The sequence below is a fragment of the Burkholderia sp. 22088 genome, assembly GCF_052045915.1.
Classification (GTDB): Bacteria; Pseudomonadota; Gammaproteobacteria; order Burkholderiales; family Burkholderiaceae; genus Burkholderia; species Burkholderia cepacia.
In genome coordinates, this window is sequence record NZ_JBQEPY010000016.1 from 1 (window position 1) to 17,314 (window position 17,314).

The 17,314-nt window shown below is 58.9% G+C and carries 15 protein-coding genes and 2 pseudogenes; 8 read left to right on the forward strand and 9 right to left on the reverse strand.

The window, feature by feature from the left end; translation table 11 throughout:
- Window positions 1-567: 567 nt before the first annotated feature.
- Window positions 568-1,206 carry a response regulator gene (locus ACTJLD_RS27750; protein WP_431643072.1) on the forward strand — a complete coding sequence of 213 codons (639 nt, stop codon included), beginning with the start codon at window positions 568-570 and terminating at the stop codon, window positions 1,204-1,206.
- 51 nt (window positions 1,207-1,257) lie between these two features.
- Here ACTJLD_RS27750 and ACTJLD_RS27755 read toward each other — a convergent pair whose 3' ends face one another.
- The gene (locus tag ACTJLD_RS27755) at window positions 1,258-1,581 is read right to left on the reverse strand and encodes a hypothetical protein (RefSeq protein ID WP_185730972.1); all 324 of its coding nucleotides are present in this window, start codon (window positions 1,579-1,581) and stop codon (window positions 1,258-1,260) included.
- Between the two features lie 369 nt (window positions 1,582-1,950).
- Here ACTJLD_RS27755 and ACTJLD_RS27760 point away from each other — a divergent pair, with 369 nt between their 5' ends.
- The 5 genes from ACTJLD_RS27760 (at window position 1,951) to ACTJLD_RS27780 (ending at window position 6,296) form a co-directional block, all read left to right on the forward strand.
- On the forward strand, window positions 1,951-2,496 hold the full coding sequence (locus ACTJLD_RS27760; protein ID WP_222214728.1) for an aspartate carbamoyltransferase: 546 nt from the start codon (window positions 1,951-1,953) through the stop codon (window positions 2,494-2,496).
- Window positions 2,497-2,514: 18 nt separating this feature from the next.
- Window positions 2,515-2,994, forward strand: coding sequence for a GNAT family N-acetyltransferase (locus ACTJLD_RS27765; protein WP_124629040.1), 480 nt, complete (start codon window positions 2,515-2,517; stop codon window positions 2,992-2,994).
- Window positions 2,991-3,359 (forward strand): arsenite efflux transporter metallochaperone ArsD, encoded by a 369-nt coding sequence (gene arsD / locus ACTJLD_RS27770; RefSeq protein ID WP_431641490.1) that lies wholly within the window; start codon window positions 2,991-2,993, stop codon window positions 3,357-3,359. Before ACTJLD_RS27765 ends, arsD begins: the two co-directional genes overlap by 4 nt.
- Window positions 3,360-3,368: 9 nt before the next feature.
- Window positions 3,369-5,132, forward strand: coding sequence for an arsenical pump-driving ATPase (gene arsA / locus ACTJLD_RS27775; RefSeq protein ID WP_226192414.1), 1,764 nt, complete (start codon window positions 3,369-3,371; stop codon window positions 5,130-5,132).
- Between the two features lie 81 nt (window positions 5,133-5,213).
- A complete protein-coding gene (locus ACTJLD_RS27780; RefSeq protein WP_431641487.1) occupies window positions 5,214-6,296 on the forward strand; it encodes an ArsO family NAD(P)H-dependent flavin-containing monooxygenase in 1,083 nt (360 codons plus the stop codon).
- A 279-nt stretch (window positions 6,297-6,575) separates the two neighbouring features.
- On the opposite strand, the gene ACTJLD_RS27785 is transcribed toward ACTJLD_RS27780, so the two are convergent.
- Window positions 6,576-7,850, reverse strand: a complete 1,275-nt coding sequence (locus tag ACTJLD_RS27785) for a tyrosine-type recombinase/integrase (protein WP_431641486.1) — start codon at window positions 7,848-7,850, stop codon at window positions 6,576-6,578.
- 229 nt (window positions 7,851-8,079) lie between these two features.
- Here ACTJLD_RS27785 and ACTJLD_RS27790 point away from each other — a divergent pair.
- Together ACTJLD_RS27790 and ACTJLD_RS27795 are read left to right on the forward strand one after the other, a co-directional pair.
- Window positions 8,080-8,622: pseudogene (locus ACTJLD_RS27790) on the forward strand (integrase core domain-containing protein); the annotation flags it as partial.
- A gap of 23 nt (window positions 8,623-8,645) precedes the next feature.
- Window positions 8,646-8,888: pseudogene (locus tag ACTJLD_RS27795) on the forward strand (transposase); the annotation flags it as partial.
- A gap of 445 nt (window positions 8,889-9,333) precedes the next feature.
- On the opposite strand, the gene ACTJLD_RS27800 reads toward ACTJLD_RS27795, so the two are convergent.
- From ACTJLD_RS27800 to ACTJLD_RS27830, 7 genes are all read right to left on the reverse strand, one after another.
- Entirely contained in the window at window positions 9,334-9,762 is a 429-nt protein-coding gene (locus tag ACTJLD_RS27800) for a hypothetical protein (RefSeq protein ID WP_431641484.1), read from the reverse strand.
- A gap of 103 nt (window positions 9,763-9,865) precedes the next feature.
- Window positions 9,866-11,020, reverse strand: coding sequence for a PDDEXK nuclease domain-containing protein (locus tag ACTJLD_RS27805; protein WP_431641483.1), 1,155 nt, complete (start codon window positions 11,018-11,020; stop codon window positions 9,866-9,868).
- Window positions 11,017-11,295, reverse strand: coding sequence for an HU family DNA-binding protein (locus ACTJLD_RS27810; RefSeq protein ID WP_431641482.1), 279 nt, complete (start codon window positions 11,293-11,295; stop codon window positions 11,017-11,019). The genes ACTJLD_RS27805 and ACTJLD_RS27810 overlap by 4 nt, the downstream gene beginning before the upstream one ends.
- Window positions 11,296-12,840: 1,545 nt before the next feature.
- Window positions 12,841-14,091: a hypothetical protein gene (locus tag ACTJLD_RS27815; protein WP_431641481.1), complete on the reverse strand. Its 1,251-nt coding sequence runs from the start codon at window positions 14,089-14,091 to the stop codon at window positions 12,841-12,843.
- Between the two features lie 12 nt (window positions 14,092-14,103).
- A complete protein-coding gene (locus tag ACTJLD_RS27820) occupies window positions 14,104-15,189 on the reverse strand; it encodes a hypothetical protein (RefSeq protein WP_440660046.1) in 1,086 nt (361 codons plus the stop codon).
- 133 nt (window positions 15,190-15,322) lie between these two features.
- Window positions 15,323-16,780 carry a DUF3987 domain-containing protein gene (locus ACTJLD_RS27825; protein WP_440660048.1) on the reverse strand — a complete coding sequence of 486 codons (1,458 nt, stop codon included), beginning with the start codon at window positions 16,778-16,780 and terminating at the stop codon, window positions 15,323-15,325.
- Window positions 16,780-17,094 (reverse strand): helix-turn-helix domain-containing protein, encoded by a 315-nt coding sequence (locus ACTJLD_RS27830; protein WP_431641479.1) that lies wholly within the window; start codon window positions 17,092-17,094, stop codon window positions 16,780-16,782. Before ACTJLD_RS27830 ends, ACTJLD_RS27825 begins: the two co-directional genes overlap by 1 nt.
- Window positions 17,095-17,314 lie beyond the last annotated feature (220 nt).

The following is a 17,314-nucleotide window of genomic DNA, read 5'->3' on the forward strand; positions in this document are numbered from 1 at the left end:
TGAACTTCGATCGGCTGAGTTTCGTTGCGGAGCGCGCGAAACTGGCTGTTGCGTAGAAACCGATACGCAGGCCGGTGCATTGTTTGAGAGGCAGGGCCACCGGCCCCGTTGTTTTTACGCCGCTTGGTTGTCCAGGTACGCTCGCACGGCCCGATACGTGCCCTCACAATCGAAAGCAACCGACGGAAATCGACCCGTTTCAGTCTTCCACTCCATTCGTACGAACGTCATGACTGACCTCAACAGCAGTCAATCCCAGCCTCGCTCACGCTCCAAATTACTCGACGGGGCGGCGCTTTCTGTTTGAAATTTATCAAACTGATCACCTACTATTGAAGATCGGCATGTCTTCTGCGAGGGGACGTGCTCCGCAAGCGACTTCCATCGCGGTGCCAATCGTGGAAGCCGCGTAACGAGGCGGCGAATGCCCGTCGCCGATCAGCTTCGCTTCATTGATTCGGGGATAACAAAACGCCACGTGCCACGACGGCACGAGAGCAGGCGTGCGCGTGCAAATCGACGTGTTCGTTTGCGGCCAGCGTACGCGAGACGCTACGAGGCTCGAAAGTGAAGAAAGTGCTTCTCGCGGAACGTCATGCGATTACGCGTGACGGAATTCGGTACATACTTCAAAGAACTGGTGAGTATCAAGTTGCTCGCGAGTTGTCCGACGGCGATGCACTAATTGCGACAGCCAAAAATGAAACATTTGACGTTGCGATTGTTGACCTCACTAGCATTGGCGTCAGGTCCATCGAACTGATTAGCCAACTCGTCGCTTGTGCCCCGAAGATGCTGATACTCGCGCTATGCAGCAAGGCCGAACCGACTCGCGCAAAGTCAGTGTTCGGCGCTGGTGCGTCTGGCTTCGTCACGAAAGACAGCACCGCAGTCGAATTGGTCCAGGCAGTGCACGCCGTGCTTGCCGGGCACAAGTACATGAGCGCTCAGGTCGCCGAGCTCATGATTCGTACGATTGACCTCCCTCCCGATGCACCATTGCATGCGCGCTTGACTGTTCGAGAGAACGAAGTGCTCAAACGCCTCGCATACGGTGATGGCATCTCGGATATCGCCAAGGATCTGGGTCTGAATTCCAAGACGGTCAGTACATACAAGGCGCGCCTGCTCGCAAAGCTAGACCTCCGTAGTGACGCTGCGCTGATCCGCTACGCAGTTCAACAACAAATAATCGAGCCGGATTAACAGCGTCTCCTTCGAATCTGCACTGCCATCGGGTCCCGAACTGCCGTGGCATCAGCCGGAATCTATCTTTTGAGCCAGATCAAATGCGTCGTCCAGGCGTCGCGGCACCATCGCCAAAAAAACATACTCGGGGCATGTATGAACTGGTACAACACAATCGAAAAAGAACTTGATCATGTACGTAACGCAATTCAGATCCTCGAAAAAAAGCGGGGCCAATTCCCGCCCGGAACCGTAGTCGGCGATCCGAAGTACTGGAGCATGAGACTCCAGGACATCCGTGACAGAGCCGAGCGGAACAACCAGCGCATGCTCAAAGCCCGAGCGGACGACCTGCTTGCCGAGGTCGAAAAGCTCCAGTGTTAGGGCACCCATTCAACTGCACAACGGAGCTTGGCCTCGCACGAGCTCGGTCGCGTGCCTCCTCACTGCACGTTAAGGCACCATCATCGCCCGGCAACCTGAATCAAGGTGATGAAAGAGCCACCATCAGTGACAGGTCAGGGAGGTTGGCTTGAAAGACATCGATCGGGATACGGGGGCGTCGAGTGGACGGTGCGGCTCGTCTCCCTCGTGTCTGCGGTCGCAGTCGCTGCGATTGCCATGAATTCGCGTAGTCGTTATCGCGTCATGCCGGCATTCGCCCGGTGGAGCGAATAAGCGCGGGCACGCCGTATGATTTCACTCAACCGTCGAACAGGATGCTGGCGCCGGGCTCCGGCACGATTCCAGGTGGAATATTCCATGAAACGCCATTCGGCGACAGTCGTCGCTGCATCGATTCTGGTTCTGCTCGGCATGGCGGTTGTTTCGTCGTTCGCCCTTGGCGATACCACCACACGCCAGAAGGAGGTCGAGCAACATGGCGCGGACGTGATGCCGTTCTCGCTCGCGGCGACCACCCACATCTTCACGAAGACGGCCGACGGCGGCATCCAGCGGGTCGTCACGAAACGTCCCGACGCGCGGCAGGTCGCGTTGATCCGCAGACATCTCGCCGCGATCGCCCGTCGCTTCTCGGCGGGAGACTTCGGCGCGCCTGAGCAGATCCACGGCAACGACATGCCAGGCCTCGCTGAATTGCGTGCAGCCCGGCGCGGCGAGCTGACGATCGAATATCACGACGTGCGCCGCGGCGGCGAAATCGTGTATCGCAGCGAGCAGCCTCGTCTTGTCGCCGCGCTGCACGACTGGTTCGATGCCCAACTGTCCGACCACGGACACGACGCGATGGCGGGGCACAATCCGGACGCGATTCATCACCATCCGGCAGACGCTTCTACGCCGTGAACGCAGCGGAGAATTGAAATGAGTACGCCTGTTGAGTACATTCGCCGGGCAGCCGCCACGGACTTCGACCATATCCGCACCTTGCTGGCTACCTGCGGGCTACCGGCGAGCGATCTCACGGCACGGAGCCTCGACGGCTTCCACGTCGCCGCGTGCGGCGCCGGGATCGTCGGGGTGGCGGGACTGGAACAAGCCGGCGACGCGGCCCTGTTGCGTTCGGTCGCAGTTCACCCGCGACTGCGCGCATCCGGTCTGGGTACCCGTCTTATCGACGCTTCCGTTGCGCTAGCGCAAACGCGATCGCTGCGTGCGCTTTACCTTATTCCGAATGATGAAGCCGCCCGCACCTTCTTTGCGCGGCGCGGCTTCACGCAGATCGAGCGAACCCAAATTCCCGAGCTGATTCGCGGTCTGCCGGAATTCACGCACCTTTGCCCGCAGACGCATCCGTGCTTGTGGAAACCGCTGAATCCCGATTGTTCCGAGGCGCTGCCATGAAGAAACTCGAAGTGTTCGATCCCGCGATGTGTTGCTCGACGGGTGTTTGCGGTGTGGATGTGGACCCCGTGCTGGCACAATTCGCCGCGGACCTGAAATGGGTCGAAGCACACGGCGTCACCGTGTCCCGCTACAACCTGGGCCAGGAACCGCAGGCGTTCGCCGCCAACTCCGCGGTGGTCAAGGAAATGGAAGTCGGCATGGAACGACTGCCGATCCTCGTGATCGATGGCCACATCGTATCGACGGGCATGTATCCGTCACGCCAGCAGCTTGCGCAGAAACTCGGCATCGCGCTGACCACGGCGGAAAAACCGCACATCAAGGCCGGCAGTTGCCGCGCGCCGGGCTCAGGCTGTTGCTAGAGAGCGACCATGTCCCTGCCTGAAACGCAAACCCGATATCTCTTTTTCACCGGAAAAGGCGGCGTCGGCAAGACTTCGCTTTCCTGTGCCACCGGCCTCGCCATGGCACATGCCGGCAAGCGGGTGCTCATCGTCAGCACGGACCCGGCCTCCAATCTCGACGAGGTACTCGGCGTCGGCTTGAGTCAGTTGCCGACGCCGGTGCCCGCCGCGCCGGGCCTGTTCGCGTTGAATATCGACCCCGAAGCGGCCGCGCAGGCCTATCGGGACAGAATGGTCGGACCCTATCGCGGCGTCTTGCCCGCGGCGGCGATCCGCAATATGGAAGAGCAGTTTTCCGGCGCCTGCACGGTCGAGATTGCGGCCTTTGATGAATTCTCCAAACTGCTCGGCGACCCAGCCGCGACGGCCGATTTCGATCACGTAATTTTCGATACGGCGCCGACGGGGCACACGCTGCGCCTCTTGACCTTGCCTTCGGCGTGGAACGAGTTCATCTCGTCGTCGACGGGCGGTGCCTCCTGCCTCGGACCGTTAGCCGGACTGGAAAAGCAGAAGGCGCTGTACGCGGCGACCGTCGAACGCCTGTCGAGCGCAGCGCAAACGACCGTCGTCCTGGTGAGCCGGCCCGAAGTCGCCGCACTGCGCGAAGCGAATCGCACGCGGCACGAGCTGGCTGAACTCGGTATTCGCAACCTGGTGCTGGCGATCAACGGCCTCTTCGCCACAGACCGCACCGACGACGCGATTGCGACCGCCATGGCACAGCACGCGCAACAGGCGCTGGCCGACATGCCGCGCGAGTTGGCTGGCTTACCGCAGACGCGCATTCCGTTTCTGCCGCGCGGCACGGTCGGGCTGGACGCGCTGTGCGACATGGCGCATCCCGAGCGCGTGCGCATGCCGACCGAACGCCGGATGCCCGAAACCATCTTGCCGCCGGGCCTGGGCGGCCTCGTCGATGAGCTGTCGGCGGCGGGTCACGGCGTGATCATGACGATGGGCAAAGGCGGCGTGGGCAAGACCACGGTAGCGGCGGCAATCGCAGTTGCGCTGGCGGGCCGCGGACACGACGTGATCCTCTCGACCACCGACCCGGCCTCGCATGTGGCCGCGACCGTCGATGGCGTCGTGCCTCGGCTGAGCGTCACTCGCATCGACCCGGTGCGCGAAGTGCAGCAGTACACCGAAGAAGTGCTGGGCAAAGCGGCATCCCATCTCGATGCGGGCGGCCGGGCGATGCTCGAAGAAGATCTGCGCTCGCCCTGCACGGAGGAAATCGCCGTCTTCAGGGCTTTCGCGCGCACGGTCGATCAAGGCAAATCAGGCTTTGTGGTTCTGGACACCGCGCCGACCGGGCACACCATTCTGCTGCTGGACGCAGCAGAGGCCTATCACCGCGAAGTGATGCGCACCCAGGGCGACATGCCAGAGTCGGTCCGCCAGTTGCTGCCGCGCTTGCGCGACCCGAACTACAGCCGGATTCTCATCGTCACGTTGCCGGAAGCGACACCCGTTCACGAAGCGGAACGGCTGAGCGCCGACCTCGCGCGCGCGGGAATTACGCCGTACGCGTGGGTCATCAACCAGTCGTTGCTGGCGAGCGGTACGACCGACCCGATGCTGTGCCAGCGGGGCACTTACGAGGTGCCGTTCGTGCGCCGCGTGGCGGACGATCTGGCGCAGCGCACCGCGCTCATTCCGTGGCTCGCCGAGGCACCGGTCGGGCCAGCTGGCCTCGAGCACGTGATTACGTCGCGGGCGACCAAGTAGTGCAGTGCACCGCCCACCGCCTTTAAGCTCAATGGGACGCGTGACCGCCCGAATTCGAATCAGGAGATGGGACGAAAGCGCATGCCTGCAGACCTTGATGTTGTCGTCATCGGCGGTGGCCAAGCCGGGCTTGCCACGGCCTACTTCCTGCGTCGTGCGGGGCTCGACTATCTCGTGCTGGATAACCAGAGCGCCCCAGGAGGCGCCTGGCGACATACCTGGGACTCGCTACATCTGTTTTCGCCGGCGCAATGGAGTTCGCTACCAGGCTGGCAGACGCCCGTATCGCGCGACACGTACCCGTCGCGCAACGAGGTCATCGACTATTTGGCGCGATATGAGGAGCGTTATCACATACCTGTCCGGCGCACAGTTCATGTCGAATCCGTTTCACGGGTTCAGGGTGGCTTGCTGGTCGGTACCGATCACGGGGAATGGCTGGCCAGGGCGGTCGTGAGTGCAACCGGTACCTGGAGCGCACCGTATGTGCCCAACTACCCTGGACGCGAGATCTTTCGTGGTCGTCAGATGCATTCGGCGCAGTATCGCAATCCGGACGACCTGCGTGGACGATCCGTGCTGGTAGTGGGTGGCGGCAACTCGGGCGCACAGATCCTGGCGGAGGTATCAACGGTCTGCAATGCTACGTGGGTGACGCTGCAGGAACCTGATTTTCTTCCAGACGACGTGGATGGCCGGGTCTTGTTCGAACGCGCGACCGCCAAATGGCAGGCTCTACGCGATGGGCACACGATCACGGCACCAGTAGGTGGTTTGGGCGACATCGTCATGGTGCCTCCTGTACGGGAGGCGCGTGTGCGAGGTGTGCTGCATGCAATACGTCCGTTCAGCCGATTCGACACGGATGGCGTTGTCTGGAGCGATGGCGGGCATTCCAGCATCGATGTCGTGATCTGGTGCACCGGGTTCCGCCCTGCACTCAAACATCTTGACCCGCTACAGATCCGTGACGTCGAGGGCTTGCCGAGGACGGATGGGACGCACGCCAGAGACGAGAAACGCTTGTGGCTGGTCGGCTATGGCGAGTGGTGCGGGGCCGCCTCGGCTACGCTCATCGGTGTAATGCGTTGCGCGCGGGAAGCGGCGTATGGCATAGCCCAATATCTGCGTCCCATACAACCGAGCAACGGGTCGGCACCGTAGCCGATGAGGGCATCACAAATCAAGCATCGTCCCTTTTACCTGCCACGCCACGTCGCGGTCATGTGGCAGGCGCATGGGGAATCGAGGCCGAGCAGCAGTTTCCGAGGTGCCTCGCGCAGGGCACGATGAAGACAAATTTAAAAAAATGGGGCCGTTCCTTTACTTTGAGCGGACACTCGCATCGTCATCTGGTGTTGCTGGCGAATGACCGGTCATGGCCGAACAGAGTCAGACGATCTGACGCTGTCCGTTTGGTCTAACCTCGCCTTACACAACAGATTACTTAGTCGGATATCGCAGCGCGAGTTCATCAAGGAACTGCGACAGGCGCGTGAGCCACTCTCGACGTTCCCGATCGTAGTGGTGCCGGTTATACACGCCGGCTACACCCGGTTGAACATGACCAAGTACCGCCTCCGCGACATCATGCGGGCACCCAAGTGCGGCAAGCATAGTTCGGGCGGTCCTCCGCAAATCGTGAGGCGACCAGTGCGTGACGGGTAGCCGCGGCCGATTATGATTCGGCGCCTGCTTACAGTACGGCTGATGATAGTAAATGCCGTGCGAAATAACGGTCTGCTTCATCATCTCGCCGGTCGACGTCGGGAACAGAAAGCCGTTCACAGCCTGGTCCTTGCGTCGACGGACAACGGCCTCAGCTCGACCAACGAGCGGCACCCGCAAATCCCCTGCTTTCGCGCGCCACGAGTTCTTGGTTTTTTCCTTCAGCACGGTCCACCAGAGGCCGTCCGCCTCGTCGGCGATTTCGTGCGACTCCATAGAAATGATTTCGCCGCCGCGGGCGCCCGTCCACAGATACAACGTGATTGCGTCGGAAACCGTTAGGCTCATATTCGGCAGCCAACGGAGCAGCGTGCCAATCTCATCCTCGCTCAATACCCGCTTTTTTGTGCCCATGGCGACGCCGTCGATCGTACGCCCCTTGCTGCGAAGCTTGCCGCGCAGGATCATTCGCCACCAGTTCGGCGTGCCGTCAGGCAGCCTCCCAGCATCCATCGCATAGTCCCATGCTCCGCCTAACTCCATGCGGAGGCGAGCGGTGAGCGCCGGCGTGGCACGATAGGAATTCAAGAATTCGAACGCCTGCGCACGAGTTATCGACGCAGCCGGAACGCTCTCGATCGGGCCGAGCATCGCCTTGAACATCCGCCTAACCTCGATCACGCCCTTATCCTTCCGGGTCGGCTCCAGATAGCCGCCCATGTAGTCGAAACACACCTGCTTGACGGTGTATGCGTCGACGGCGCGCGAATTGGCAACCGCAGCGCGCTTCTCGCGCTTTGCAGCAGCAGGATCGGCCCCGGCATCGCGCTCCGCTCGCCTTTGCTCCCATTCGGAAATCGCTGCGGGAAACCCCATGGCCGGCCACTCGCCGAGCTTCACCTGACGCATCCGGTCGTCAATGGGGGATTTATATCGGTAGATCCAGGAGCGACGGCTCTCGCTGGCCTGAAAGCGGAGTCCCGGGAATCCGTCAAAGGTCATGTGCTGCCCGGCAGGCAGCTTGCTCGCGTTTCGTGCGTCGAATCTCATCAGCGGTCGGCGTAGGTTTTTGTTGTGAGCCGGGACCGCAGCGTAGCTTTTCGGTCTGGCATAGGAAAATGTTACGCCAGAGTGCCAAGTTTTCGCCTATTTCGTCAAGTGCAGGCAAGACACCTGACAAACGCAACTTTCGGCTCAAACCCTTTACCATAAAGGCTTCGAGGTGCGAAAGCCAGATGGAGCAAGGGGCTCCGCAGAGCCCCTTGTTTCCGTTACTCGTTTTCCTCGAAGAAATGCCCGAAATACGCTGCTTTTCCTTGATCGCGTCATCGAGGAGATGCCGTTTCCGATTCAACGTATCCAGACCGACCGCGGCGGTGAGTTCTTCGCTGAATCCGTGCAGCGGCGCCTGATGAACGAGTGCATTAAATTCCGGCCAATTCCACCACGCTCGCCGCACCTCAATGGCAAAGTTGAACGTTCGCAGCTTACTGACCTGAACGAGTTCTGGTTCCACCATGCCCTTACAGAGGGGGCAATCGACTTGCGAATCGAAGAGTGGCAGTTCGACTACAACTGGCGTCGGCCACACGGCTCACTCGGCGCAAAGACTCCGGTTGACCGCATTGCGGAGCTGGGTGAAATCACACCTCTCGCGGAAGCGGTGGAAAGTGCGTACGACGAGCGGAAAGAGCGCATTCGGCACCGCGAATGGCGGGTCGACAAAATCCTCGGCGAACATCATCGGCGCGCGTCGGAACCCATGTTCCCTACGGGCGCCACGGGTTCCGACGCGCCAAAGAAACGGCCTTCAAAAAAGTGAAATGATGTCTGCGAATCGCACAGCTTGAGGCAATGCAGTCAAGACTGGATCGCCAGCTTGACGCCATGACGATACGGCGCCGGACAGTCGAACACGTGTTCGGCACACTCAAACACTGGATGGGCTCAACGCACTTCCAGACTCGCGGTTTGGGCCATGTTGCGGCCGAAATGAGTTTGCATGTACTGGCCTACAACCTCAAGCGGGTCATCAGGATACTCGGATTCGCAAAGACGATGCGAGCGATGAAGCTGGCAGGCGCGTGAACTCGCGAGCCGACGCTGTATACCCGCAAAGCACGATCACTTCATCTGCCTGCACCTCGGTCGAAAATAACTGCTCGCCCAACTGGGCGTCACCGGTCGGCCGTTCTGCGCGTTTTTACACGACCTCGGCCGGCAGCCGCCGGTCGTGGTCCTCAACAGCTCGTCCAGCGACAAACTTCGAGCGGTGCCGTGCGGCCCGCTGGTAACTTCGAGCTTCAGTCCGCCAGATCCCGCCATGGAACAGAACCACTTCGACAAAGAGCCTCGCGGTGCCTTTTGACGATACAACTACACACGCCGTGACTCGCTTCCTAGAGTTTCTACGTAGAAACTGTCGACTACGAGGTCCACACACGGATCACCCATTGGCTGCGCCAACTCGCAGATTTGTCCGTGCACATCAACCGCCGGCGTATTCGCCGCGACAGGCAGAAAACGTTCAGCATCAGTCCGATTCGATCGGCAAGTTAAAGGAAGGCATGCCAACATGCTGCACCTGCTCCAGCGCTTCAAGATAGCGATGGACCGGCACCGCAGCAAGTTGCTTATCATGAACACGAAGCAACGCTTCGAGTGCAGTCCGTTCCGCGTCTGTAAAAGTCCACTTGCCACCCCGCTCTGCCCGCTCAATGCATTGGTTGAGTGCGAAGTCCGCGGAGCGATACAGTTCCGCTTCGCCGTCGGAACGCAAATAGAACGCGAGCGCAAGCATATTGGACAGCGTGGCGATCGACTCAATATCACCACTGCCGCCGCAAAGCAGTGCAAGTGCGAGGTGGTGTTTGAGAGAAAGACGACGGACCTGGTCAACCGGAAGAGGTAGTAGTTGCGCCTTCGTCAGTGGCCGTCGGCGCACGGTTGAGTGTTTTCGCATAGCTTGATTGCCGTGCCAGCAACATCAAATTTAACCGGGCGACCGCTTCATCGTATTCGCCGATCCGCGCGTGTTTAAGCACCTCGGAACCTCGGACGGGAAGTCACGCCTTGCGACCCCGGCGCTCCAGTTCGATCCTGGTACGTTCCAATTCTCGCGCGAACGTGGCCTCATCCGGGAGGACCGTCTGATACTCCGCTGCGAGTATCTTGTTCGGTAAGTTGTCGAGTGCATAATGCGCCTCGGCCGCGCCTTTTTCAGCACAAAGAATCAAGCCAACCGGGGGGTTTTCGCCGGGCTTCATCCAATGTTCACGCGCGTAGTTGAGGTAGAGATGCATCTGCCCCGCGTCCGCATAGCTGAAGCGCCCGACCTTCAAATCGATAATGAGCAGGCATCGCAAGCGCCGGTGAAAAAACACGAGATCGACTCGAAACCAGGTGTCATCGATCCGTAGACGCCGCTGCCGACCTATGAACGCAAAGTCATCGCCGAGCTCGAGGAGGAAATCCGCCAAGTGCTGGATCAAGGCCGCTTCGAGATCCGACTCCGAATATTCGTCCTTCATGTCAAGAAATTCGAGGACAAACGGATCGCGGATCGCTTCCTCAGGCGAGAGAAGATCGCCGGGTTGCACTACAGCCGCCTTTCCGAGCAATGACGCCTTGTTGCGTGACAGCACCAGCCGCTCATAGAGCTGACTGCTGATCTGACGGTCAAGCTGCCGCACAGACCAGCCCTCACGCAGCGCTTCAGCCTCGTAAAAGTCGCGAGCAGCTTGCGCTTTCACCGCGAGGAGACGAACGTAGGCGGACCAGGGCAACGGAAAAGCCTGAGCGATAGAATTTGGCTCAAACGCCACGCCCGGCGGCGCCTTCACCGCCGCCTTGGTTGATTTTGCAGACGCTGTCGGGACAATCCGAGCGGGCGTGGATTGTGCAGACAATGTCTGCACAATCCGATCCGCAGGCCACGTCAAGTAAAAGGCGCGCATCTGTGCGAGATTGCGCCATCCGAAGCCGCGACCGAATCGCTCTGACAGATCGGCGCCCAAACGGCGGATCACCGCCTCGCCATAAGCGGCCCGTTCCTCCCCGCCCTGCTCGAACTCAACGATTCGTCGCCCGATCTCCCAATAGGTCGCCGTCATTAGGGCGTTCACCGTGCGAGCCGTCGCCTCGCGCGCCGACGCGACTACATCGGCAATTTCACGGTGCAGTCCCGCATAAGCGGCCTGCCCGACGTCACGCTGCGTCACAGTGCGTTCACCACGTCCTTGAACGCCTTGCCGGCGGTGAACTTCACAGTATTCGCGGCCGGGATGGCAATCTCCGCGCCCGTCGTCGGATTACGTCCGGTGCGGGCAGCGCGCTGCCCCTGCGAAAACGCGCCGAAACCGATCAGCTGTACCGATTCGCCGCGAGTCACCGCGTCCGTGATCGCGTCCAGGACCGCCTGGACGGTTTTGCTCGCGTCGGTTTTGCTGACGCCCGCGCCCGCTGCGACCGCGTCAATGAGTTCCTGCTTGTTCATGAACAGCCTCGGCAACAAAGTCAAAGCTGCACCCTACCTCATCCCGCTGCACACACGCAAATCGCTGGCCTCCGCCCCACCACTGCCTGCGGCGGGCAGCCCACCAATGAACTCCGGCTTACACCTGTCGCAGCCACGCTTGCCCAGAGCAATCGCGAACGTTTTCCGCCCGGCCAGCGCTCACACAACCAGCGGGGCGGTGCGGGCGTCATCACTCGCGCTGATTACGTGGTCCGGCTTCCGGTGTCACACAACCTGACTGTTTCTCCAGCCGAATCTGCCCGGCCGACCTGCGCGGACTACGGCATCGGTTCGTGCCGCGTCTCCTGCCTCCCCTCTGCCCGCCACCGGCAGCCGGGCGCCTCGACTCAACTTTACTCGTGTGAGCCCCACGAGCCTGGGGCGTCCGCTCGATGTCCAGAAATGAAGGGTAACATAGCCCTTACTATGTTACCGTCTCCGTTTATCGACAACCTCCCAGCCAGAGTACCTTGCTGACGTGATCCTAAAATATTCACCTCGGATCGGGGAGATTCGGTATCTCAAACTGCTCTGATGGCGAAGATCGCCATGATGCGCATACTGAAGGATGGCATTCGATTTCCCTGTTGGACATAGGGTGGATAGACTGCTTATTTTTAAAAATCAGTCTCGTGGTCGACTCGACCACTTCGAGTTGGTGACTACGCTGCGTGTCCTTAGCGCCCACAAGGCGCGTCGGACACTTCGCTATTTCAAAGTTAGATCTCGCCCCACTCCGGGGACTCGATAAGTTGACGCTCCACGAGGAGTCCTCGTTCCGCTTATTAAAGTTAGTCGGTGACCTTTATGGGTCACCGATAAAAGGGGAGCGCTTCGCGCCCGTGCACTCACGTGCACATAGGGCGCTTCGCTTATTAGATCGCTTCGTTTCACTCGCTCACTAAGTTTGACCTTTTTCTCCATCTCCGTAGGTTCTTCCTCCTTTTCCCAAAGGAAAAAAGAGGAAGAAACGTGATGCTGAAGCATCACTCCTATAGGATATACAGTTAAGGCGATATATTTTTATACCCAATCTATTCTTTGATAAACAAACTACTCCGATGCAAACTATCGGGCGTAGCCGCCCTATCGTTCGAATCGGAGTAGTTTGTTGAGCGCCATGTAACTCTCCCGCTGGGGAGAGTGCCACCAAATTTGGATCATGCGCGCCGCCAGTCGCACCATGCACTTAACTTAAGCACCCCCAAGCCAGCCAACGAGTCCCGACCGAGATCCTCTAGTTGTCGGGAAGGTGCCGCAAGCCCCGGGTTGGCACAGTCAGTTGTTAGTCTTCGGGCACGCTCGATTTGTAAAATGCTCGTCAATCTTCGAGGACTCGTTATCTCAATCACTACCCCACAAGTGAACACATAGGCATCGAGGCCCTACGAATTATGCGTCAGCATAATTCGTAGGGCACTCCGGTCACCAGCCCACGTTAAATTGCAGCTGGTGGCCACCGCGACGGGCATAAAAAACGAACCCCTCGCGATGATCCAACTTCGACTTCAACGAGTGTATGACTTACGCGTCTCCGCCGTCGCTCCCGTCACGATCGATGCCTGTTGCTCCCTCCGGCGCCTTGCGGCGGCGATCTATACGTGTGTAGGCTGGAACCCACGTGCCCCATGAGCGTACACCCTCAGTCTCTTTTAGTTGAATAAAACTATCTCTCTGAGCTAGATATCCCAACTCATCGTCCAGCGATTTCATCCTGTTTACATCGTCAACAGCGACGAGCCCTGTTACAGGGGAAGACGCGTCGTTCACCCCTGGTACCCGAACATATGCGGTATCAACGCCAACCACATCTTTCCAAACACTGACGACGAGAGTCGACCACTCTCTCGAGTCCTTTACCATCGAAGCATCGAGCAGGAATATCCAGCGATGGTGATGCCCTTTATGCCGCCCCCATGCCAAGGACCAAATACCACCTACTGCGACGGCTGCGAATTTCCCGTCGGCTCGGAGCCGGTTGACGAATCTTCCGTGATCTCTCTTGGCTTGGCCAAGTGAGACGGGGATCTCAAGTGCTGGATTTTCAGGCGGTCGGTAAGTACACTCGAGCAGCATTACGTTCAGTTCTGGGCACTGTTGGAAACATTCATTTTTAAACTTCTGCATCCGTTTAGTCGCCCGCACTCCGTCATCTTTACGCGACGACACAATTTTTCCAATCAATCGGGCCTTAGCCTCGCGCCGGATTAATCTGAATAACTCGTTTACGAGTTCTCCACTAAACAACCTCACATCAGTGTTAAAAAATGTTGGTTGTTTACTTAAACAATCACCAAGAGTCGGCACTCTGCCTACGAGATTGGTGATCACATGGCAAAAAAGTTCGGCATACGGTGGCAACCTAAACCGATCGAGATCCAACTCGGGATCGAATACCGCGCGAACAAGAGGCAGAAGCAAGCCGTAGTAACGTCCCAACGCATGCTCCTGGACCCGAATGACCTTGCCATCCTCCTCACGTCGCTCAAAATCGTACGCGTTTCCTTCGTTGCTTACGACAAGCCACGTAAGCCAGTCCATCAGACTTACGAAGCGCGCCAACGCCCCGAATGCCTCAGAAAGAATCCGCAAACTGCCGCCCTCGTGTTCCACGACGGCACTCATCATGTCGTCGTCGATACGATTGAGAATTCTACGGCGCACAGTGCTGTACGTCAGCACGGCTTGGCGCAGCTGATTGTCGTCGTCCGAATACACGTAGTAGGCACCTGCCGCAATCCACGGGGTTTCGCGTCGATACTGATAGATAGTCATGGCAGGCTCCTGTTAACTCTGCAGCGTAGTGGATTGAGTAGCGTCACACAGAGCCTGGTATCGGCGACGGAGGTGACTCGCAGTCTTTTGGGCACAATTGAAGTGCTCCCGGATACCATCGACCGTCGGACGAACCTTGCCATTGGCAACATCGTCAACAAGCTGCAATAGTCGTCTATCGACCTCCTCGACGACTTGCGCGCCAACATCGGGAGTCACTATGTCAGTATCAGACGGTTGCTCGCGACTACCCGCAGTTGCGCCTGCGACGACCGGAGCGACCACTGCACCCATGTGTCGGCGACCACTCCCAAATGTCAAGTACCAACAAAGGCCGCCAGTCAGATCGAGCACGCCCGCACAAACGAGGGCGAGCAGCAGGTTCAGCGTCTGCTCATCAACCCCAGTCACATGCGAAAGTCGTACAGTCGTGGGATCTTGCCGCATCGAGTCCTGCAGCCGTTCCTGCAAGTCAGCCCGACGATCGATTTCAGTCTCGCGGCGATATGCTTGCCTCTCCTCGACCAAAAGTCGCTGGAGCTTGGCGTCGAGTACGTCGTGACGTTTACGCTGCATCTGGCAGTCCGAAGTGCAGTGCTTCGAGTCGTTGTTAGCCATCTCTGTCCGAGTGCGCTCGATGTCTACGGCAATCGCCATCAAATCGCGCGTTGGCACCGGCTCCTTTTGCGGAACGGCAGACGAAACCTCAGCAGCGTGCACACGCTGGTTTCCGGCATCGCGCTGAGTCGTGAGGAAAAACGACACCTGGCCATACAGTGTTACGACGAAGCTCGCCGCGCAAAGTGCAATCGCACAATAACGGACAGAAATGGATCGCCCTCGCCCTAAAGCAGGAAGCAAATGGGTTCCCATGACCGCCGCCACTGCCAGTGCGACACTGACCGCCTGCTCCTGCAGACCTACTGCTCGCTGCAAGCCGGACAACACTGCGATACCGACCGAGGTCGCCGTGGTAAGAAGTGCGAGAGCCAGCGTCGTTAGCGCACGAGACTGCGCCCAACCTACTGCTGGTAGAAGACCGCAAGTCTTCATAGCACCATGATCAACATCCATTTCTGAATTCAAGTACGTGTTCACGGTAAATCCTTTTCGTTCGTCCGCCGCGATTCGATGAAATAGCCGGCATCTGCCGGAGTTTCAAGCTCAACGGCGGGCATACGCCGCCCGTCAGCACTTGATGGCGCTGAACAGGCGAACGGTTCAATCGGAATTAACAGCCGGGAAAATATTGCGGCGACAGGCGGATGAACTTAGCACTCCCGCGGCTGTCCAGCGACACCCAATGGGCTTGACACAAGGCGTGCAGCGCCCGCTTGCAGCGGGCTTCGTCGAGACCAAATCCGGGGGCCATGTCCGAGAGCTCTCGTCTCGCGACAAACGGACGGCGGTACCGGAGAACATGGACACGTAACATGTGCACGAGTATGTCAATGTCCTGCTTGTCTGCTGCTGAGGGTTCTTTCGAGCGCGAAATCACCCGGCTCGTCTCCTGCGCCAACCAGAACCCCAGCTCAGCAGCAACCCGCATCGTTGCATCCGAGATCAGTCCGTCATCGCCTTCGAAGCGATGAAGGACGCCAGCGATTCGCGTCATGAGAACGGGAAGCCTCAGTAGATACGGCTCCATTTCAGGCAATTGTCCGGCGCTCCAAAGCCGCGTCCTGATCATGTGCGGCATGCTATCGAGCATGCGACCTGCGGCCTCGGAAAACTCAAGAACTATCGGGTCGAAGGTGCCATCGCTACGCATGCGCTTACGCGCTTCACGTGCCAACGAGACGACGCGATCGTCATATTCCTCGAGTGCAGCTTTCTCCAGCGTGTGCCCGCTCGGTGCGACCATCGGGCTTCGAGACGGCACGTCCAGAAGCTGGACACGCGACAGAAAACCAGTCTTGAATGCGTTCGCGCCATGCCTGTGCAAGTACTCGAACAGTGGGCCGGGCTGCGTCGCGATGACCATCGAAAGGAACGCCTGCTGGATGGACTCAGTACCTGTGGAAATTCGTTCGTTCTTCGCAAGACGTGCGTCATGTAGCGTGCAGAAATCTGCAAAGGCGCTTGACAGCTTGCTTGTGAAAAAACGAACGCCCTCGTCAAGCACAATCCCAGCGGATGGCCACGTAGTGTGCAAACGACGACGCAACGCCTGAATAGTTGCGTCCTCAGCAAGCCATGACGCGGTGCGCGGCAGCTGGGGCTCTCCGGGAAGTAACGAACTCAGTCGTGCACCGAGGTAAACAGGATCCTTGCCAGCCGCAATTGCCTCGTCGATTTCGCGGGTAAGCTGGCGGACTTGCGACCTCCACACGATTCGTTTCGCTCGGTAGTGGCGACGAAGCTGCGCGCCGCCTTCTTTCGCCTCGATCTCCGCCTGCCCGAATGGTTGCGACAAGCGCGTGAGCACCGTTGATTTTCCGCTCGCTGGAGGCGCACTGACAATGAAGTAGCCCGTGAGCGGCGATAGCGTTCCGTTTCTCAGGCGAACGAACGCACCATCCTGACATGCGAAGGTAGTCATTCCGAGCAACAAGAACAGCGTCAGTTCATCCGCCGTACGGAAGTTGTGTCGAAGCTCGTCAAATACCCGCACGAAGCGCGTACCTGCAATTTGCGGCAGACCCGTTCCGACATCCGCATTCACGCTAGGGAGAAGGTATCCGTTCATCACAGAGCCTCCCCGCGCAGAAATTTTGCCACGGCGTCAGCACTCCATATGAGCCGCCGGTTTGGAAGCTTGATAGGCTTTAAACCGAAATATGAGCCCGTTTGCGACCAGCGCTTTCGCACCGTCTGCGGCTCAATTCCAAAGACGCGAGCGACCTGCTCTGTCGTCAGGCGCGGCTCAAAATGTGGAGATGCAAAATCGCTTGCAACCAGCGCGTGGTTCAGCGTGCTCTGAGCCCGAACATCAAAATCCCCTTGCTCGATACACGTCAAGTTTTTACTTACACCCTTGCACCGCTTATGAATCGAAGTCATTTGTGACCCCTCAAAACGATCACTGGTCACAGCAGCAATCTACGTTGAGTAAGGTCCGAAAAATCCCTGCAGCCTGCGTGTCGGACAATGTCACGCAGATGCCTGTTGAAGACGCAAAGCCCCAGTGACCGCAACGGGCAAAGAAGCGGGCCAACGGCAACAACTAGTCGACAACAATGGGATATAGGGGCGTGCAGTGGCACTCTCGATCGAGCGTCCG